At 43.3% G+C, this 18,585-nt stretch carries 21 protein-coding genes; 16 read left to right on the forward strand and 5 right to left on the reverse strand.

Annotated features, from left to right (window positions below):
* Nucleotides 1-12: 12 nt before the first annotated feature.
* A complete protein-coding gene (gene ccoN, locus R2X38_RS07260; protein ID WP_317521526.1) occupies nucleotides 13-1,440 on the reverse strand; it encodes a cytochrome-c oxidase, cbb3-type subunit I in 1,428 nt (475 codons plus the stop codon).
* Between the two features lie 235 nt (nucleotides 1,441-1,675).
* Between ccoN and R2X38_RS07265 the strand changes: the two genes are divergently transcribed.
* Nucleotides 1,676-2,170, forward strand: coding sequence for a hypothetical protein (locus tag R2X38_RS07265; protein ID WP_317521528.1), 495 nt, complete (start codon nucleotides 1,676-1,678; stop codon nucleotides 2,168-2,170).
* A 111-nt stretch (nucleotides 2,171-2,281) separates the two neighbouring features.
* Here R2X38_RS07265 and R2X38_RS07270 read toward each other — a convergent pair whose 3' ends face one another.
* Nucleotides 2,282-3,004, reverse strand: coding sequence for an SDR family oxidoreductase (locus R2X38_RS07270; RefSeq protein ID WP_317521530.1), 723 nt, complete (start codon nucleotides 3,002-3,004; stop codon nucleotides 2,282-2,284).
* Between the two features lie 288 nt (nucleotides 3,005-3,292).
* On the opposite strand from R2X38_RS07270, the gene R2X38_RS07275 reads away from it, so the two are divergent.
* From R2X38_RS07275 to R2X38_RS07285, 3 genes are all read left to right on the forward strand, one after another.
* Entirely contained in the window at nucleotides 3,293-4,471 is a 1,179-nt protein-coding gene (locus tag R2X38_RS07275; protein WP_317521532.1) for an FIST signal transduction protein, read from the forward strand.
* 3 nt (nucleotides 4,472-4,474) lie between these two features.
* On the forward strand, nucleotides 4,475-6,565 hold the full coding sequence (locus tag R2X38_RS07280; RefSeq protein ID WP_317521534.1) for an ATP-binding protein: 2,091 nt from the start codon (nucleotides 4,475-4,477) through the stop codon (nucleotides 6,563-6,565).
* A gap of 417 nt (nucleotides 6,566-6,982) precedes the next feature.
* On the forward strand, nucleotides 6,983-8,284 hold the full coding sequence (locus tag R2X38_RS07285) for an ISNCY family transposase (protein ID WP_317521698.1): 1,302 nt from the start codon (nucleotides 6,983-6,985) through the stop codon (nucleotides 8,282-8,284).
* 3 nt (nucleotides 8,285-8,287) lie between these two features.
* Here the strand turns inward: R2X38_RS07285 and R2X38_RS07290 are convergent, their stop codons facing one another.
* Together R2X38_RS07290 and R2X38_RS07295 are read right to left on the reverse strand one after the other, a co-directional pair.
* Complete coding sequence (locus R2X38_RS07290; RefSeq protein ID WP_317521536.1) at nucleotides 8,288-8,593, reverse strand: hypothetical protein; 306 nt, start codon at nucleotides 8,591-8,593, stop codon at nucleotides 8,288-8,290.
* A 184-nt stretch (nucleotides 8,594-8,777) separates the two neighbouring features.
* Nucleotides 8,778-9,125, reverse strand: coding sequence for a DUF3693 domain-containing protein (locus R2X38_RS07295; protein ID WP_317521537.1), 348 nt, complete (start codon nucleotides 9,123-9,125; stop codon nucleotides 8,778-8,780).
* Between the two features lie 113 nt (nucleotides 9,126-9,238).
* Here R2X38_RS07295 and R2X38_RS07300 point away from each other — a divergent pair, with 113 nt between their 5' ends.
* The 12 genes from R2X38_RS07300 (at nucleotide 9,239) to R2X38_RS07355 (ending at nucleotide 17,953) form a co-directional block, all read left to right on the forward strand.
* Complete coding sequence (locus tag R2X38_RS07300) at nucleotides 9,239-9,448, forward strand: hypothetical protein (RefSeq protein ID WP_039461206.1); 210 nt, start codon at nucleotides 9,239-9,241, stop codon at nucleotides 9,446-9,448.
* The gene (locus R2X38_RS07305; RefSeq protein ID WP_317521540.1) at nucleotides 9,432-10,703 is read left to right on the forward strand and encodes a replication initiation factor domain-containing protein; all 1,272 of its coding nucleotides are present in this window, start codon (nucleotides 9,432-9,434) and stop codon (nucleotides 10,701-10,703) included. Before R2X38_RS07300 ends, R2X38_RS07305 begins: the two co-directional genes overlap by 17 nt.
* Before the next feature lie 22 nt (nucleotides 10,704-10,725).
* Complete coding sequence (locus R2X38_RS07310) at nucleotides 10,726-11,028, forward strand: hypothetical protein (protein WP_317521542.1); 303 nt, start codon at nucleotides 10,726-10,728, stop codon at nucleotides 11,026-11,028.
* A gap of 214 nt (nucleotides 11,029-11,242) precedes the next feature.
* The gene (locus R2X38_RS07315; protein WP_317521544.1) at nucleotides 11,243-11,443 is read left to right on the forward strand and encodes a hypothetical protein; all 201 of its coding nucleotides are present in this window, start codon (nucleotides 11,243-11,245) and stop codon (nucleotides 11,441-11,443) included.
* 38 nt (nucleotides 11,444-11,481) lie between these two features.
* Nucleotides 11,482-11,703: a hypothetical protein gene (locus R2X38_RS07320; protein ID WP_317521546.1), complete on the forward strand. Its 222-nt coding sequence runs from the start codon at nucleotides 11,482-11,484 to the stop codon at nucleotides 11,701-11,703.
* 611 nt (nucleotides 11,704-12,314) lie between these two features.
* Nucleotides 12,315-12,842, forward strand: coding sequence for a hypothetical protein (locus R2X38_RS07325; protein ID WP_317521548.1), 528 nt, complete (start codon nucleotides 12,315-12,317; stop codon nucleotides 12,840-12,842).
* Nucleotides 12,843-12,859: 17 nt separating this feature from the next.
* Nucleotides 12,860-13,570 (forward strand): hypothetical protein, encoded by a 711-nt coding sequence (locus tag R2X38_RS07330; protein WP_317521550.1) that lies wholly within the window; start codon nucleotides 12,860-12,862, stop codon nucleotides 13,568-13,570.
* Nucleotides 13,570-13,971: a DUF2523 family protein gene (locus R2X38_RS07335; protein ID WP_317521551.1), complete on the forward strand. Its 402-nt coding sequence runs from the start codon at nucleotides 13,570-13,572 to the stop codon at nucleotides 13,969-13,971. The genes R2X38_RS07330 and R2X38_RS07335 overlap by 1 nt, the downstream gene beginning before the upstream one ends.
* Before the next feature lie 2 nt (nucleotides 13,972-13,973).
* Nucleotides 13,974-15,404, forward strand: coding sequence for a zonular occludens toxin domain-containing protein (locus R2X38_RS07340; protein WP_317521552.1), 1,431 nt, complete (start codon nucleotides 13,974-13,976; stop codon nucleotides 15,402-15,404).
* Nucleotides 15,405-15,424: 20 nt separating this feature from the next.
* Nucleotides 15,425-15,619, forward strand: a complete 195-nt coding sequence (locus tag R2X38_RS07345; RefSeq protein ID WP_317521553.1) for a hypothetical protein — start codon at nucleotides 15,425-15,427, stop codon at nucleotides 15,617-15,619.
* Between the two features lie 1,002 nt (nucleotides 15,620-16,621).
* Nucleotides 16,622-17,464 carry a restriction endonuclease gene (locus tag R2X38_RS07350; protein ID WP_317521555.1) on the forward strand — a complete coding sequence of 281 codons (843 nt, stop codon included), beginning with the start codon at nucleotides 16,622-16,624 and terminating at the stop codon, nucleotides 17,462-17,464.
* Nucleotides 17,465-17,521: 57 nt separating this feature from the next.
* Nucleotides 17,522-17,953 (forward strand): hypothetical protein, encoded by a 432-nt coding sequence (locus tag R2X38_RS07355; RefSeq protein ID WP_317521556.1) that lies wholly within the window; start codon nucleotides 17,522-17,524, stop codon nucleotides 17,951-17,953.
* Between the two features lie 140 nt (nucleotides 17,954-18,093).
* On the opposite strand, the gene R2X38_RS07360 is transcribed toward R2X38_RS07355, so the two are convergent.
* Nucleotides 18,094-18,465, reverse strand: a complete 372-nt coding sequence (locus R2X38_RS07360) for a DUF3653 domain-containing protein (protein WP_317521557.1) — start codon at nucleotides 18,463-18,465, stop codon at nucleotides 18,094-18,096.
* Nucleotides 18,466-18,585: the final 120 nt, after the last annotated feature.

The following is an 18,585-nucleotide window of genomic DNA, read 5'->3' on the forward strand; positions in this document are numbered from 1 at the left end:
TGTCGGAACTCCTTATGCTGGTTGCTCTGCGGCTTTCAGGCTTTCTTTTGGTGCAAGAATAGTCTTGTATGCGTTGTATGCCATTAAGAACATACCAGCCAAGAAGATTGCACCGCCTACAAAGCGAACAAAGTAGAATGGGTAAGAAGCCTGTAGCGACTCAACAAAGCTGTAAGTCAATGTGCCGTCGGTATTAACCGCGCGCCACATCAGGCCTTGCATTACTCCAGAGATCCACATCGCAACGATGTAAAGAACCGTACCGATTGTTGCTAGCCAGAAGTGTACGTTGATCAATTTGATTGAGTACATACGTTCTTGGCCGAACAATTTAGGGATCAAGTGGTAAACCGCACCGATAGAAACCATCGCCACCCAACCTAGTGCACCAGAGTGAACGTGACCGATAGTCCAGTCGGTATAGTGAGAAAGGGCATTAACCGTCTTGATTGACATCATCGGGCCTTCGAAGGTCGACATGCCGTAGAACGACAAAGATACAACCAGGAAGCGAAGGATCGGGTCATAACGCAGTTTGTGCCAAGCACCAGATAGCGTCATGATACCGTTGATCATCCCCCCCCAAGACGGAGCAAATAGGACCAAAGACATCACCATACCCAGGGACTGAGTCCAGTCAGGCAGAGCGGTGTAATGAAGGTGGTGAGGGCCTGCCCAGATGTATAGAGATACTAGTGCCCAGAAGTGGACGATAGACAGACGGTATGAGTACACAGGACGTCCTGCTTGCTTAGGTACAAAGTAGTACATCATCCCCAAGAAGCCTGCTGTTAGCAGGAAGCCAACCGCGTTATGCCCGTACCACCATTGGATCATGGCATCAACAGCACCGGAGTAAACCGAATACGATTTAGTCATCGATACTGGGATAGCCATACTGTTCACAATGTGCAGAACGGCAACGGTTAGGATGAAGGCACCAAAGAACCAGTTAGCCACATAGATATGTGACGTGTTTCTTTTAATCATTGTACCGAAGAAGACGATGGCATAGGCAACCCAGACAACCGCAATGGCGATATCAATCGGCCATTCCAACTCTGCGTATTCTTTACCAGAAGTCCAACCTAACGGCAGCGAAATCGCCGCTGATAGAATGATAGCTTGCCAGCCCCAGAAGGTGAACGACGCTAATTTCCCACCGAAAAGTCTTGTTTGACACGTACGCTGTACTACGTAGTAAGACGTAGCAAATAGCGCACTGGTACCGAATGCGAAAATCACTGCATTTGTGTGCAATGGTCGTAAACGGCTATATGTCAACCAAGGAAGGTCGAAGTTTAGTGCCGGCCATACCAGCTGAGCGGCAATCAATACACCAACGCCCATTCCGACAATTCCCCATAGGATAGTAACCAAGGTGAATTGACGAACGACCGTATAGTTGTAGTTTTGTTCAAGCTGCTTTACTTGGCTCATGTTGCATGCTTCCAATTTTAATTGTTCAACTACACTCTTTTTCCTTGTGCGAACAACAAGTTGTCGCAATGCCACCCAAAGCTTCAATAATCACAGTGTTGTTTTTTTAAACACCCCAGTAATTAAATTGCTATTTTGTTGTAAAAGTGGCATTTTCAGTGCCATATACTACTTTAGATAACTAATAATTGACAGGGTCAAGCCCACACAATGTTTACGGTTAAGCAACATTTATGTGAAAACTTTGACCTCTGTAACATGGGAAGCACGTAAAATCATGGCTGCAGAAAAGCTCACCAAAGGCAGATTAATCCAAATTCTTTTTCTTTTGGCTGTATTGATCACAGCATTTGTATGGAGAACAGTCACCTATAAGAATGAACAAGCTGAAAATAATACTGCAACAACATGCCAATTATCAGCAGAAAAATGCCTTTCAAATGAAAGCGGTAAACTGTTAAATATCTTCTTAACGCCGTATCCTGCGAAAGCAAACCAAGAGTTAACGATACAAATTGATAACAGAGATGTTAAACCGGAGGCCTCTGTAGAAGGGGTCAGCATGTATATGGGAACCATTCCTGTTACTTTTGAAGAAACATCAGAAGGTTGGCTAGGACGCTTTACTGTCCCTGAGTGCATGCACGATGAAATGGAGTGGGCAGTAAATATCGAGCAGGGTGATAAAAAGATAATTGCAACTTTTCAGGTGAAAAAACAAGCAGAATAAGCAATTTACATACGTACAATATAAATTATAGGGTTTACGCCGCTAAACCCTATAATTTTCTCAAATTACTAAGTGATTTGTTAACTAGAATAAACCTAGTTTCTAAGTGGGTTACTCACTGTAAATCATTTTTTTTGTCATACCACCGTCTATCACGAAATTCTGACCCGTGATAAATCCCGCCTCTTTTGAAATTAAATACCCGACCATAGAGGCAATATCATCGACATTTCCGACTCGGCCAACAGGGTGTTGCAGATGATCTACCTCACGTAGTACCTCATCAGAGGTGTGGATCCAGCCTGGAGAAATACAATTTACCCGCACCTCGGGACCTAAACTACTCGCTAAGGCATGTGTTAAAGAAACGATACCGCCTTTACTGGCACTGTATGCTTCAGTATTTTTTTCGGACTGTAAGTAGCGGGTAGAAGCAATATTTACAATGCACCCATTTGTCTCTTTAAGTAATGGCAACGTATGTTTTGCCATCAACATAGGGGCAGTTAAATTAACAGCCAGCGCTTTATTCCAGTCGTAAATATCTAGCTCATGCAGCGGGGCGTTATACGGATCAGCGATCGCAGCGTTATTAATAACTGCGTCCAATCTTCCATGCTGATACTTTATCTCTTCGATTAGCGAGATAATCTGTTGTTCATTAGTCACATCAAGCTGCTTGAAGCGAACTAACGGGTTCTCTGAGACCAGTTCAAACCCGGCATTTTCATCAATATCGGCTGCAATAACTAACATACCTTTTGACAGGTAGTGGGCTATTCCTTTACCTATCCCATTTGCCCCGCCAGTGACCAGTACTACTTTGTTTTCCATCGTTCCCTCATCATCCGTACAACTTGAGATCTTATCCCCAAATATCATCAAAACAGATAGGGATATATCTATCATTAGCGGTCATTACGTCCAGAACTTTAATTAATTACAATAAAAAAGCAGACACTCGATCTGATGCATGTAAGAATACCATTAAGCAGTTTCAAGAGGCCGCAATTCCATTTTGTTGTTTCCCTAAGTCAAATACAGAATTTGCATGCCAAAGCGTTATCTTGAGCTCAAAAACGTATAAGTAACAATTCAAATTAATCTATAGAAAAATTCCCCATGGATATCGCTACAAGCTTTTCTTCACAGGCAACAGCATCCGATGCTATTCAAGAAGCCATCACTCAACTACAAGCAAAGCTTGCTAACCCTAAACTGATCCTTGTTTACTTTTCAGAAAAATATGACGTTGTCACTTTTCAAGATGCATTAGCTGTCGCATTTCCAAATGCACAAGTTCTAGGGTGTACATCCTGCCAAGGTGTGATGACAGAAGGTGGTTATCACCATGGTTTAGGTGTCGCACTATGGGCTATATCAGATTTTCACGGCGCATACGGCACTGCAATTGTCGCGACCAACAATTCAAAATATGACATGGCGCGGCAAGCCTTATTAAAGGCGATCGCCAACAGTGGGCGTTCCGGTGAATTACCTGCGTTAATTGTATTGCATGCAAGCCCAGGGTATGAAGAAGAAGTCATTAAGGGAATAGAAGACGAACTCTGCACGTCAGTACCGATCATTGGTGGCAGTGCTGCAGATGATAATATCCAAGGGAACTGGAAGATTTTCACCAAAGAACAGCATACTCAAGAAGGCGTTGGTATCAGTGTCATTTACCCATCTTGCCACATCAGCTATTCCTTTCATTCGGGTTATGCCAGCACTGGATTATCGGCAAAAGCGACAAAAGTCGAGGGTAGGGAGCTGATTGAACTTGATGGAAAACCAGCAATAGAAGTTTATCAAAGCTGGATGAATCAGTCGTTGAAAGATGCTGAAAATATCATTAGCAACAGCAGCTTAAACCCGTTAGGCCGTGTTGCAGGGGTCGTGCATGACCTACCGTATTTTAAATTGGCACATCCACTAAAAACCACAGAGCGTGGTGGTATTACCTTGTTTGCCAAAGTCGAAGTAGGAGAGACCCTTTACTTCATGCAAGGTACAGAGGAACGCTTGATTACCCGGGCCGGCCGGGTGGTTAATGCGGCAACAAATCTTTATGCCAACGAATCTCACCTCAACCCAATTGGTGGGATCACTATATATTGTGCAGGCTGTATGCTCAGAGTGCAGCACCGAATGGAAGAAGTGGCACAGTATGTTAAAAGCGCCATGCAAACTGCTCCTTTTGTTGGTCCCTTTACGTTTGGAGAGCAGGGGCAGTTTGTGGGTGGTGAGAATGCCCATGGTAATTTAATGATTTCAGCTGTTTTGTTTCATAAGGATTAAGCAATGGTTAATTATGAATCTGAAAAACTACAAGAGACATTGCTTGATTTACTGCGGACAAGAGAGCGTGAAAAGCAATTACGCGATGAAAATACTGCGATTCTCGCCGGTATTGCCGCAATGGCTGGCGCGAACAATAAGCGCCAAGTATTCAACAGCTTACTTTCTGTATTGCGGAAGTATATCGGCTTTGAGCACGCTTTGGTTCTCACCAGAGAAGATGAAACAGCGCCTTTGCAGGAACTAGTAACAACGTGCCGTTTTTTTGAGTCCAGTATTTGGCCGATAGGCAATACATTTATCCGTTCGATGAACGGAGACAGCATTGCGCTTTATGATCCAAGCCAGGTATTTGAATTTCAAGAACTCTCACCAGAAATGGAGGCGTTTTGCCAATCTGTTTTATTAACAGGGGTAAAGGTGAGCTCTGGCGATGCATTATTGCTATTTTTCCATTCAGATAAAGGGCAATTCACGCCAAATTGTCGCAGGGTACTGGAACGATTCAGACCACTGCTTGAGCGCGCAATTATCGATATCGACTACCGTGAACGTCTTCAATCGTTAGTAACAGCACGAACTCAAGAGCTTACACATAGCCAGCAACGCTTCAAAGACTTCGCAAAAACAGTCGGCGATTGGTTCTGGGAAGTCGATACCGATTACCGCTTTACTTACATTTCCTCACCGAACCTAACCAACCATACCGTGGATAGTAACTGTATCCTCGATATTTTTGGTGAGGCTGACGAATATCGACAAAAACTGAAGACCATCTTTGAAAAGCAGATCGCTTTTGAAGATCTTGAGTGGCAGCTGCCCGAGGATGAAGGTGGACTTTGGATCAGCCTAAGTGGCACTCCGTATTTCAACAAGCAAGGGCACCTGCTTGGGTATCGTGGTACAGCCAAAGATATCACCAGCAGAAAGCGCCAGATTGAAGAGATAAAGAAGGCAAGACGACAGGCAGAAGATGCCAACAAGGCAAAGTCTGAATTTCTTGCCATGATGAGCCATGAAATTCGCACGCCACTTAACGCTGTGCTCGGCTTGCTTGACATGCTTGGCGACTCTGGGCTCGATAACAAACAGCAAGGCTGGATCAATCAAATGGACCAGTCAGCACAATTATTGCTGACTATCATTAACGATATTCTTGATTTGTCGCGTATTGAATCAACCAGTTTTGAGCTGTTCAATAGCCAGATCTGCTTATCAGACTGTATAGATCTCGTCGTTACGCAGTTGGATGAGCAAGCGAAAAAGAAAGGGATTCAGCTGAGCAGCTGCATCCAAAGTGATGTTCCAGAACAGATCATTGGTGATAAAAACCGAATTTCTCAGGTGCTGTTTAATCTTGTAGGTAATGCCATCAAATTTACCAATGACGGTTCAGTATCTGTTGATGTAAGCCGCACGGAAAACAAACTGTATTTGAAAATTCGTGATACCGGCATCGGCATTTCACCAGAAGCACAGAAACAACTATTCAAACCGTTCAAGCAGGCAGACGGCAGTATTACGCGTAAATATGGTGGTACCGGTTTGGGGCTAGCGATAAGCCAGCATTTGATCACTAAGATGCAAGGTGAGATTCAATTGGAAAGCCAATTGGATGTTGGCAGCTGCTTTACCGTGATTTTGCCATTGGATAGCATTGAAATTGCCGATCAAGAGACTGAAGTGCCAGTTGTCGATGTTGAGCATTTACCAAAGCTAAACATTCTAGTAGCGGAAGATAGTCCAACAAACCAGTTAGTAGCAAAACTGATGCTAGAGAAACGTGGGCATAAGGTAAAAATTGCCAACAACGGCCAGGAAGTGTTGGATATTGATGAGAGCAGATTTAGCGAACTCGATATTATTCTCATGGATATCTCGATGCCAATCATGGATGGAATTAGCGCTACGAAGACTTTACGAGAGAATGGCCAAGAGGTTCCAATCATCGCATTGACCGCCAATGTGATGAAATCAGATCAGCAAGCTTACTATGAAGCTGGCATGGATGACTTCATCGCCAAACCGATCATTGCAGATGAGCTCGATAAGATTCTCGCGAAATATCAAATGTTGATAGCCAACAAACAGTAGCAAACAAGAACGAACTGAAACCGCCGAGCTTTAAAAACTCGGCGGTTTTTCTTTAGGCTTGGAAATCAAGCCTAGTAATTAACACCATGTTTTGAAGTACCAGGCAAACTGACCATTTGCAGCAGTACTTAAAAATAGGTGTTAATTACCTATTTTATGGTAAATAACCAATACTGTTAAATTGTACAGTACTTTGAAAGGGAGCATCATTGGAAGAAAAGGAGGGGAAAGTGATAGATAGCTATACCCGATAAAACATGGGTTTATGGATATGGTATTTAACATAAGGTACATAATGCGCACTGATTGTGTAGAGGCAAAGTTGTAATGTCACTTTTAAGCAAAGTTCAGATGTCTCCTTGAGCTAGTCTTTTTTGACTGAGCAGCAGCCAAGGAATACTCAGGATGTTGATAACTATGAGTGACAAAGAAATTGATCGAGCAGATGTGATCCGCGATGTCTGTGAACGACGCCTTCGGCGTAAAGACGCTGCGACCCTTCTATCGTTAACTGAGCGCCAAGTACAGCGACTGATGAACCAATTTCGACAATCAGGTATTGAGGGTTTGGTTTCAAAGCGTCGCGGTAAGCCCAGTAATAATCGCTGTCCTGATAAGTTTAAACTCTACGTACTTAACCTTATTCAGCAATATTATGCCGACTTTGGCCCCACGTTGGCTACTGAAAAACTTCACGAAGATCATGGTGTCGACGTTTCTAGAGAGACTGTGCGTCGCTGGATGATAAGTTGTGGCCTTTGGATTCCTCATGCCCAGCGTAAACCTCGAGTCTATCAGCCCCGTCAGCGTCGAGATTGCCTTGGTGAACTGATCCAAATTGATGGCTCCCATCATGATTGGTTTGAAGGTCGCAGCCCAAAGTGCTGCTTGTTGGTCTTTATTGATGATGCTACTGGACGACTGATGCACTTGCGCTTCGGTGATACAGAATCCACATTTGATTATCTTGCTGCTACTCGTGAATACATCGAGAAGCATGGTCGACCATTGGCTTTCTACAGTGACCGACACTCTATATTCCATGTCAGTAAGCGTGATGCTCACACCAACCGAATAACCCAATATGGGCGTGCGTTGCAAGATCTGAATATTGAGCTAATTTGCGCCAACTCTAGCCAGGCTAAAGGCCGTGTTGAACGCGCCAACCAAACACTCCAAGACAGACTGATAAAAGCCATGCGACTTGAATACGTCAATACGATTGAACAGGCCAACACTTGGCTCCCCTGCTTCATTGATGACTTTAACCGACGATTTGCTAAGCCTGCACGATTTCCAAAGAACATGCATCGTCCATTTGTAGGCGATGTGTTTGATATGGATGACACATTTGCTTGGCATGATACGCGGGTGCTGTCAAAGTCGCTGACCTTCCAATATGACAAGGTACTCTATTTGGTTGAGCCAACCGAAGAGAACAGTCGTTTAGCTGGAGAAGCAGTGAAAATTCTGGATTACCCTGATGGTCGCATTGCTGTCATGTATGGCGAACGAGCACTAGAATGCAGAATATTTGATAAGCTGGCCGAAGTGGATCAAGGCCAAATTGTAGAGAACAAGCGGCTTGGTGCAGTCTTGTCATTTGCTCAGAAAAAACAGGATGAAATGGATCGCGCAGACCAACGCTCCAGAAGTAAAAGTATGCCGAAGCGTCGGGCGCAATTACGTGCTATTGGTCGCAATCCAGCATTAGATTAGATGCTAAAGCACTTGGGATATGCTTTTCTGCAAGTCGTCAATCAATAGATTGACGACATTTTCTTGGTCGATATCCAGCCAAGCAGTTGTAAACCTTTGGTTGCCTACGTCAATGCATAAACATTGAGCAAACAACTCCTCAGACATCCTATCAGGTGTTGTTTTGTTCCATTTTTCTGGAGAAACTCTTGCGCGCAAACTTCTTCCATGCAGTTCGAGAATTATCTCACAGCTATCGTTGTGATTCTTAGCCTGTGTAACGAATTCTAATAATTTATCTTTATCGATATCGCTTAGATCAATTGCCATTATTCAGCCTCTACTGGTAGTTGATAAACACTCCTAATAACTGTAAATATTTTTTGTCATAAGAGTAATCAAAAGTAGGTACTATGAATTGAGAACTCTTAAATACTCCATTTGTCAAACACAGACAATTGCCCACAAGCAAGCCACAAAGTGACATTTCTACTTTGCAGAGAAAGGTGACATTTCAACTTAGGATTGACAGATTGATGGTTGGGGTTAGGGCCAAAAATCCTGTCAAACCAAGGACTAAGCCCCTAAATCCTTGGTTACTTAACTTTGCCGTTATGTCCGACCATAATTTTTGCGCTTTAACATCCTTGGCTTTGTCCGCTGCCAGAAAGATTAATGCTTCGTGAGGATCTATATTTGCACTTTCAGCTAAGAAAATCGCTTGTGTATCAGACATATGGCGCTTTCCATTTCTATATTCAGAGATTCGTTGCTTCGGAATCCCCAAATCGTGCGCAACTTGCTTGTCTTGGATGTAGTTTTTAGCCGTTTTGTAGGCATCAATTAATTGGTTTTGATACATAAGCCCTCCGCTCTTTATGCCATTTTAGCCTTAAAGTCACCAGAATGTGTGTCTTGCGGTCACCAATTTGTGTGTCTATAGTCACCGTATCTTGTGACTGAGGCGCTAAATAAATGTCTTCGCAGCTCTATTACGAAATCAACGACGACGGAACTGGCTTTGCCTTCATTGATGGCGAACCTGAGTACTTCCGCTCGTTGGCTGAGCTGCACCAAATCGGACAAGAATTTTACCCCGCCGGCTATGAGCTTCATTTGGTCACGGCGGACAACTGGCAATCACTTTATGACTCGGGGGTTTTCGACAATGGCTGCGATTATTGATTACCTGTCGTTCTCGTGGACACCCGAGGAACTGAGCCAGATTTTCGACCTCGCTAAAATGGGCGCTTCCATCAAGGCTATCCGTGGCTTTGAATTTAATGAATATGGTGACCGCGTAACTCGTGACGCGTTGGATACTGCCGCCATTGATTACAAGGCCGCTATCCGCGCCAAACTCCGTGATACTGATTTTGCTATCGGCGCTGACTCGCGCAAATTCCATGAAATCAAACGTGACATGCTCGACCACTTCGGCCTGAACACTTTGGATTGTTTGTGCCGTGGTGAAGTTGACCGCTTCATCAACCGTCTTAATCACGGTCTTGGTTTGTTCGGCAATGACTGGTCCTTCTCCCTGCGTTCCGGCGGTTTCTCTGGCTATTCGCATTCCGCCAACATTCTTGTCAACGGCCAACAAGCTGGCCTGTGTGCTTGGGGCGCAAAAAACCACGGTTGCTATGTGTCGTTCTCTGGTACGGGTACTGCGGTATTGGATTTAAACGCAATCCATCAGGCATTACACGAATTGCCAGGTGCAAAAATTACCCGTGTGGATATCGCCTTTGATTCGCTCGACGGCAAATACAATATCCAGACTGCGCGCAAAATGGCTGAGCACGGCCAGTTTGTAACTCGCGGCCGTCCTGCTTCATATTGCTATATCGAGTCTGGCCATATGTCCCAACTCTGTAGCTATCAGAAAACCTCGGGCAAAGAAGAAACTATCAAGAAGCGTTTTGGGTTCGTGGCTGACAAAGGAAAATCGTTTTATGTCGGTACGCGTGACGCTGGCAAGCTGCTTCGTGTGTACGAAAAAGGCAAACAGCTTAAGTCCGAGCATCAGAACTGGGTGCGTTGGGAACTAGAACTCCGCGCAAAAGACCGTGTACTGCCTTTTGATGTCTTGCTACAACCCGACAAGTATCTTGCAGGCGCTTACCCTGCCCTTGGCTTTGTCAGCAAAGAAGAACAATGCAGCATTGCAACGCACAAGCGCAAATGGTTTACCAGCGTAGATAACGCGGTTCGTAACGGTGCAACCCAATGCGGCAAGCTGGTTAACTTCATGCGCCAATGTCTCGATATGGATGATTCGCAGATTGTCCGCTTGCTGACTAACCACCTTGAAACTCACGAAATCCCAGACCGACTCAATCAGCCTGTCTATCAGGACTCGGCACAATCAAAAGACATTCGGCTCCGATGTATGAAGTTCATCGAGCCGGATAGCCATGACATTTATTCACTAGCGTAATGACATACAGGGAAATAAGACAATGACAACTTTAAACGTAATGGTAACGGGTGCTGTATTAGGCAGCGGCGTCTCTAAAAAGTCTGGTTCACCCAAACCTTACCAAATGGCAAACGTGATGTACTTGGCATCAGCTGAATCTTTCCAAAATGATGACCACAACATTCAACGCTGCGGTATGCAGGAAAAGCAAATCCCGATGGCGTTTAACCAGAATTTATACGCCCAGTTCGCCGGACTCTCCTATCCGACCCAGCTTCAATTGGTCTTGGAGCCTGACCCACAGAACCCGACCCGCAATGTTGTTGTGGATTTTAAGGACTAGCCAACATGCCACATTTTGAGCCTGATGCTTATCTACCCGTCAAAGACCAATGTGTGTTTGTCCGGTACTACACCTATCAGGCACAAGCTGGCAAAGAATTACCGATATGGATTTATGACCAATACATACTTCCATACCTTAAATAATTAAATACCGTTTTGAGCGACTGCGCGAAAGCTGAGCGCAAAGCTCAAAACGGCACTAAAGAATAATCATGCGCTGCTTATCAGATGGACAAATAACAGATACACCCATTGCCCAATGTGCGGGATATGTGCTTTTGCAACCCGACGATGTAGCCATGTATCAGAATTTCGATAACGAATTATTTATCGAAGTCTCGGGCCTTATTCTGCTGAGCTTTTTCTCCGGTCACGCTGCTGGCCGATTAGTTCGCTGGTTGGGTAAAGCCTAATTACTTACTGCTTGTGTATCTACAAAAGGAAAATTGTTATGAAATACCTATCTACTGCTAAAAAATATGGTTCTCGTCTTGCTGTTGTTGCGGGAACGGCTGCTACCTCTGTCGCTGTTCAGGCTGGCGATTACACCTCTGAAATCACCTCGGCCAGTACCGAAGCCAGTGCCAACCAGACTGCGGTAATTACTGCTGTTGTCGGTTTGGCTGTTATTGGCTTTGGTGTGGGTATGTTCCTGAAATGGCTTAACCGTTAATGGGAAGTATGCCCCCAGAAATATTGCTCGGGGTTGCCTACTCCATGGCCTTGATTTACGGCTTTGTTTCTGGGGTGCAATCCCATTAATTAAAGGGTGGCTTAGGCTGCCCTTTTTATTAAGTTATTTACTGTTGAGTTGTTGCTGTATGGCCTGCTTACTTAGTTTTTTAATATCACTTAGTGAGGATAAATAAAGTATGCGATATTTGGTTACTTTGATTTTCTTCATTTCGTTTAATGTATCTGCAAATATAAAAGCTTTCTCTGGAGGTAGAATACCAGATATTACTTACGCAGAATCTTGCTCACAGGCTAGCAGTTATTTACAAGGTCATCTGCGCTCTATAACTATTCCTGTAAAAGTGAACTATATAGAGATAATGAAAGCAAATGTACGTGATGAAAAAATTAACGGAGAATTAGTTAAAACTTATACATGTTACTATCGCGCATCCTATTCATATATCAAAGAGCCATCAGAAGATGATAATACCTGTTATCTTGATAATTCATGTCCAGCTTTACCTGAAAACTATTGTAGCTCTGATGAATATGAAACCGACAAGTACTATCAAGAACAAAAGTGCATAGCCGGTATCCCAGAAGGCCATGACATGCATTTTAGTGCATCATGTTCTGAGTCTGGCCCAATTTTTCAATGCCAATATTCTCCACAAGATACAAGCCCTGGTGACGGTGACGGTGACGGTGACGGTGATGGCGATGGTACTGGTGACGGCGGTGGTACTGGTGACGGCGGTGGTACTGGTGACGGCGGTGGTACTGGTGACGGTGGTGGTACTGGTGACGGTGGTGGTACTGGTGGCGGTGGTGGTACTGGTGGCGGCGGCGGTACTGGTGATGGCGGCGGTACTGGTGATGGCGGTGGTACTGGTGATGGCGGTGGTACTGGTGGCGGCGGCGGTGATGTTGATAATGGATTGCCTGATGGTAGCGGACCCGACGACGGTGAAAACGGTTCAGATGGCCCTTTTGGTTCGTTTTGTGAAGAGTATCCATCGCTCTGTGATGGCTGGGAAGATTGCCCTACACCAACAACCCCGTGGCTATGTGATACGCGGCCAGATTGCGACCCAGCACAAGGTGACATATGCCTTGATTGTGACCCTGCGGTAGATGGAAGCTGCCTTAATTTGAATGAAGTAATTTCAGCTATTCATGGGGTCAAGCAAGCTGTAAGAGACCACAATAAAACATCTTTTGGCGTTGAACGTAACACTAACTCTACTGTTAAAAATACAAAAATAATTGCTGACAACACCAGTCAATCAAATACTTTACTTGCTCAAATACGTGACCTTAACCAGTCTGGCAATGACATATTAGATAATAAAATGGTTGAACTAATGGCTCAACTAGATGGTATTGGCGACCAAATAGGACAAGGCACGGGAGATATTGTTCAGGCCATCAAAGACAATCCTTCAGGTGGTGGCGGTTCTGATTTAGACCCAGATGAAGGAAATGGCGGTACGGATTGTAGCAAGCCTGAAAATGCAAACTTGTTAATCTGTACTTCGCTCAATGGTACAGCACCATCAGAACGGCCAGACCCATTCAAGGGCATTCTGGATGATGAAGATATTAATGCTATTGACAGTGATATTGATGGCCTACGCAACGATATAAAAGAACAGCTTGATAAATTCAAATCCGAGCTTGGTAAAGTCAATATTAATGAATCTGGTAATGTTCCACGAATAGCAGAAACAATAACCAAGGCGGGTAAATCCTTCACTATTTCCAATGATGTTTGGATTGAAAATGCCAACGTAATAAAAACAGCCGTTATTGCTCTCGCGTCATTGGTGGCATTTGCCATTATTCTTGTCAGGAGGAAATGATGAAATGGATTTTAATCGCGCTTATTAGTCTTGTTACCCTACCCGTTTTTGCCAATGAACAAACTAGCTCTAGTATGTTTCAGTTCTTTATTGATATAGCAGCAAGGGTTGATGACTTCTTTAAATACACGCCTAACTTTATCGAGCGTATATATGCCTATTACATAAAATACGCCATAAAACTGAAACTGGTAATGCAGCTTGAAACCATGAAGTTTGCCTACACGGTTGCGCAAGAATTATTAACTGACTTGAGTGTTTATCAATTCATAGACGCGGCCTTTTCATCGTTGGACCCTGATATCCGAGGTGCGATTGGTGCCTATGGTGTTGGTGCTGGCATCATGCGGATTATCGAAGCTATGACTACCCGTTTCGTACTTGATTTTATGGGGGCTTAATCATGGCAACGATTATTAGGCATGGTGCTGCGGGTTCATACAAAAGTGCCTGTGCTGTTTGGTTTGATTTACTACCGGCTTTGCGTTCTGGCCGTGTCGTTGTTACCAACGTCGAAGGTATGCAAGATATCAAAACCATAGAGCAACGACTTGGGGAGCGCTTTCCTGTCTCTGCCCGTATCATTCGTATCTCGTCAATGAGTGAGAACGGCATTAAGCTTTGGCAAAACTGGTACAACTGGTGTCCGGTTGGTGCCATGATATTGATTGACGAAGCGCAGGATATCTACAACAAAACGGTAGGCTTCGACATGGCGCGTAATGTCTACCAAGGTATTGGTGCCTTTCGCGAGTTGCTACCCAAAGGCTATGTGGATTTCTACCAAGCCCAACTCAATGACTTCAAACCTGAATCTGTGCCGTTTGATGATACTGGGGAATCAGTGATTGATTACCAGGGCAACGTACTGCTACCCAAAAATTTCAATATGGCTTTCATGCGCCATCGAAAATACAACTGGGATATCACCCTCTGTACGCCGGATATCAAGCAAATTCCTTCTGAGATTAAAGGCGTGTCAGAACTCGCCATACACCACAGGTCAAAAGACAGCTTTGCCCTGTTCAAGCGCCGCCCTCGGCTTTGGGAGCATGACCCACGCTCAGCCGCCACCAAACCAAGCAAGGACGACTCGACCAAAACAATCAAAGTACCTGTTGCCGTCCACTTGATGTATTCATCCACCGTGACAGGCCAGATAACAAAATCGGGGGCTGGCACTTCCATCATGCGCCAGCCCAAATTTCTTTTGTTCCTGCTCACGTTAATTGTCTGCATATTCTTCTTTGGGAAATCTGTCTATGAAATCGCTACACGTGATAATACTGATGATGTGGTATCGGATAACCAAGCTACTGCAAACCCGTCCGTTCCTGATGGTTCGCCAGCTACTCAAGCCGATACACTACCTAGCCAGCAAGTTGAAGCCGCTCATCAAATGGCTGATGTTCCGGTTAATGATATTCGCGCTCGTTTCAATAATGCTGCGGCTAGTGCTCAGGTTCTCGACCATCCTCCTGTAGACAGCCCTTTACCTCAATGGCCGTATGACATTACCAAGCTTTATGTGTCGGGTGTACATGTCGAACTGACCGATTACAAGAAAGCAATTACTACGATTGTGTTTGAACAAGTCTCCCGTGACGGCCAACGCGGATATGTTCACAGCACACACCTCAAACCGATGGGCTTTGAGTTCCAAGTGATAGACCCCTGCTTTGTGCTGGTTGAATATGGCAAACAGCAACAAGTGCTGATGTGTAACCCGACTAACACCCATCAGGAAACCCAGCAAGATGAGAGCTATGTGATAACGGAACCAGACCCATCGCCGCTTGGTGGTTTGATTGATGATGGTCAATTCAAAATCTAATTAATGTATAGGCGCTACATATGAGTAGAAACAGTGAATACGAACAACGTCAAAAAGATAAAGGTCTAAAAAAGGTAACTTTATGGGTCCCAGCTGACCGTGAGTCAGATGTAAAGCAAGCCGTTCAAATGATGACAGAGCATGACAACCTTACATTAAACATATTGCGTGATGTCGGTTCGGGAAGGTATGTTTCTATGCACCGTCACCAGTGACGCTTTTCAAAACCTAGCCAATATTTGAATTGGCTCGCCTAACTTAGCAAGCAAAGTGAAAGGTAACACTAAGCCTCTGGAGTCATTACGCAAATAGCTGAACTGCACATGTCATCCAAAACAAAAATGAGCATAGTACGCATAGGAGGTAACTATGCGTATATTGATAATATCATTAGTCTTTTTGTCCTTGTCTGCTGAGGCAGCATCAGTCAATTATTATAAAAACAAGTTTGAATATTTACCTTGTTCTGGTCTTCAAGGCGTAATCACTGATATAGAAACCAAATATCAACATGTGAGCAAGACTAAACAAAAGGAGTATCGAAAAATAGTTCGCGCCATCAATCAGCTACGTAGGAAAAAGAAGTGCCATAGAAGCTTTCATTAGCTTTTGATGCCGAAGGCATGCTAGGCCAGTTCGATGAAGCTGATATTACCTCCCTGATTAATCAGGTTCGAATACATGAATTATCCAACATAGCCCCCCTTCCTGCTAAGCCTGATTAAATGGGTGGCTAATGACTCTCAGCAAGCAATGAACATGATTGTCGGAGACACCGCTCTAACAGTATTGGCAACCACTAGTGGCAAAACATAGCTCTTACCGTAATGATTGCATCAGTCTCTTTGCAAGGTGGTTGTATATGGATTTAGTGACAGGTCTTCTAATCTTCGGAGGAATCGAGATTCTTCTGTTCGTTTTGCTAATGCTGTTTTTAATCAAGTGACAGTTCTTGAGGCTTTTCTTAGTTTTTTGGCCTTTTCGCTTCTGATATGCCCCCTAACCCAGACCACTTTTCAGTAATGTGAAATCTATCTGATTGTGTAACTAATTTTCACGTCATGAAGGTATGGTTTTGCATGCAATTAGGTGTAGTATTGACAACATTATGACGTTAGAGGCTTGAACGCTCTGTTTTAGAACGATAAATCGGCTATTTAACGTAATGGATATTCTAGGAACTAAATTATTCAGTTAGATTAGAAAAAGGTAATGGAATGGCTAAAAAAGGCACAGAGTTTGAGTTGTTTGTTAAAGCTATTTATAACGAAATCTTAGAGCAAGACGGCTATGAGAATGTGAAGGTTGAGCATGACATAAATATTATGGGCAAATCAGGCCAGTTACACCAAATTGATGTTTACTGGGAGTTTAAAGTGGCTGGCGTAACCCATAAAGTAGCTGTCGAATGCAAAGACTTTGGGAAATCGGCTGTTTCAGTTGGTAGAATCCGTGATTTTTATGGTGTTATTGAAGATATTGGTAACGTTCATGGTGTTTTTGTTACAACAATAGGTTATCAATCCGGAGCTATTAAGTATGCGGAGCACAAAGGAATTTCTTTAAAAGTTGTTGAGCAACCTACATTGGAAGATATAGAAGCTAACAGAGGTATTGATACATTTAATCTTAATATTCATGCTTTGTGTATTTCTAATTCTTCTGTTACTCCACTTCTTGACATTGATTGGATACTTGACAATACAGAGATAAGAGAAGGCGACCCTATAAATATCGAGGGTATGAATGATGAAATTAAAGTTATAAGCTCTGATTACTCTGTGATAGGAACATTTTATGACTTTGAATGCAGGTTGCCTAGGAAGCCAGAAAACAGTAAGTCTTTAAAGCATAAATTTGATATTTCTGATGGCTATTTGGTATGGCCAAAAACAAAACTACCTCCCTTAAAAATCAAAGGATTACAGTTTACATACGACACGCATACTTTGAGTTCTAATAGTATTATTAAATCGAAGTTAATGGCAGAAGCTGTTTTGAGAGATATAATTACTGGGGATGCTCATTTGTTTAACAAACAAATAATGAGAGTTGTTTAAAATGTTTTTTTGATTGCAGTTTACATGTATAAACAACATTAAATACTGTGAGGTTTTATGGATATCTCAGATGCAGCATCTATTATATCTTTAGTTGTGGCTGGATTGGCTTCTCTATATTCTCGTTGGGCTTGGTCAGAGGCAAAACGAGCTAATGCATTAAGTCTTCATAAGCATCAAAAAGACATTTATGATTCATTTCTTGAGTTAAAGATGCATATGGCGCAATATTCAGATACGGCAGATATTTCTTCTGTAAGTAAGTTTTATTATCCTTCTAGAAATGCAAAGTTTTATTATGAGCGGTCTATTTTTGAAGATTTAGAAAAGTATTATAATTTGTGTTTTCACATTGCAGATAAAAACCGAACCAGTGTTGATGCGACTGTTAGAAAAGATTTAATGAGAAAAGCTGCTGAGGCAAAGGAATTAGCAAAAACTCTTGAATCTAGGATAATCGATGTAATTTCAGTTATGAATGACTCATAGTTAATAGTGGTATCCTACCCCGTCTAGTAATACGGGGTGAAAGTTTAAGGGGTCGTCATGCCCTACAGCACGGTACGGTCTCTAGGCTTCCAAATGAACAAGCCCCTTAATCGGGGCTTTGTTAGGTTCTTGGTAAACAATTATCTTGAAGGAAGTCGATTAAGCATCCTTGCTGTTTTGATGATGGTGGCCTTCATCTCTCTATCGTTCTCAGCGCTGATTTGTAAAAGCGCACTACCCGTAACTATTCTATCTGGCGTTAACGTCCATCCGTTTGGCGTTACCAACTCTCCATGCTTGATTTGCCACCCTCTCCAATCGTCGTTTATCGCTGCAAGATCTCTACATGAATAAAGCTTCATCAGGCGTCTACACTCCGGTGGTATCTTATGACCTGAATCCCAGCGTGTGACGGTTCTCACAGATTTGAAACATAGTTCAGCTACCCTTTCTTTACTCAGTCCACAGACAAACTTTCGGAAAATGTAGTTTTCGGTCAACTTACTAGCCATAGCGCTTATTTATTCAATCCATCGTTACGCAACTGATAGAATAATAATTTCCTTAACACATTGATGTTTCGAGTTAATTAACAAGAATGATATTTCCTATATTTAACATAACGCTCCCAT

Source organism: Photobacterium rosenbergii (genome assembly GCF_033022775.1).
GTDB classification, from domain to species: domain Bacteria; phylum Pseudomonadota; class Gammaproteobacteria; order Enterobacterales; family Vibrionaceae; genus Photobacterium; species Photobacterium rosenbergii_A.

Coding starts and splice junctions, on each gene's coding strand:
- ccoN (WP_317521526.1), bottom strand. CDS start 1,440: ATGAGCCAAGTAAAGCAGCTTGAACAAAACTACAACTATACGGTCGTT.
- R2X38_RS07270 (WP_317521530.1), bottom strand. CDS start 3,004: ATGGAAAACAAAGTAGTACTGGTCACTGGCGGGGCAAATGGGATAGGT.
- R2X38_RS07275 (WP_317521532.1), top strand. CDS start 3,293: ATGGATATCGCTACAAGCTTTTCTTCACAGGCAACAGCATCCGATGCT.
- R2X38_RS07280 (WP_317521534.1), top strand. CDS start 4,475: ATGGTTAATTATGAATCTGAAAAACTACAAGAGACATTGCTTGATTTA.
- R2X38_RS07285 (WP_317521698.1), top strand. CDS start 6,983: ATGAGTGACAAAGAAATTGATCGAGCAGATGTGATCCGCGATGTCTGT.
- R2X38_RS07290 (WP_317521536.1), bottom strand. CDS start 8,593: ATGGCAATTGATCTAAGCGATATCGATAAAGATAAATTATTAGAATTC.
- R2X38_RS07295 (WP_317521537.1), bottom strand. CDS start 9,125: ATGTATCAAAACCAATTAATTGATGCCTACAAAACGGCTAAAAACTAC.
- R2X38_RS07300 (WP_039461206.1), top strand. CDS start 9,239: ATGTCTTCGCAGCTCTATTACGAAATCAACGACGACGGAACTGGCTTT.
- R2X38_RS07305 (WP_317521540.1), top strand. CDS start 9,432: ATGGCTGCGATTATTGATTACCTGTCGTTCTCGTGGACACCCGAGGAA.
- R2X38_RS07310 (WP_317521542.1), top strand. CDS start 10,726: ATGACAACTTTAAACGTAATGGTAACGGGTGCTGTATTAGGCAGCGGC.
- R2X38_RS07315 (WP_317521544.1), top strand. CDS start 11,243: ATGCGCTGCTTATCAGATGGACAAATAACAGATACACCCATTGCCCAA.
- R2X38_RS07320 (WP_317521546.1), top strand. CDS start 11,482: ATGAAATACCTATCTACTGCTAAAAAATATGGTTCTCGTCTTGCTGTT.
- R2X38_RS07325 (WP_317521548.1), top strand. CDS start 12,315: ATGACATGCATTTTAGTGCATCATGTTCTGAGTCTGGCCCAATTTTTC.
- R2X38_RS07335 (WP_317521551.1), top strand. CDS start 13,570: ATGAAATGGATTTTAATCGCGCTTATTAGTCTTGTTACCCTACCCGTT.
- R2X38_RS07340 (WP_317521552.1), top strand. CDS start 13,974: ATGGCAACGATTATTAGGCATGGTGCTGCGGGTTCATACAAAAGTGCC.
- R2X38_RS07345 (WP_317521553.1), top strand. CDS start 15,425: ATGAGTAGAAACAGTGAATACGAACAACGTCAAAAAGATAAAGGTCTA.
- R2X38_RS07350 (WP_317521555.1), top strand. CDS start 16,622: ATGGCTAAAAAAGGCACAGAGTTTGAGTTGTTTGTTAAAGCTATTTAT.
- R2X38_RS07355 (WP_317521556.1), top strand. CDS start 17,522: ATGGATATCTCAGATGCAGCATCTATTATATCTTTAGTTGTGGCTGGA.
- R2X38_RS07360 (WP_317521557.1), bottom strand. CDS start 18,465: ATGGCTAGTAAGTTGACCGAAAACTACATTTTCCGAAAGTTTGTCTGT.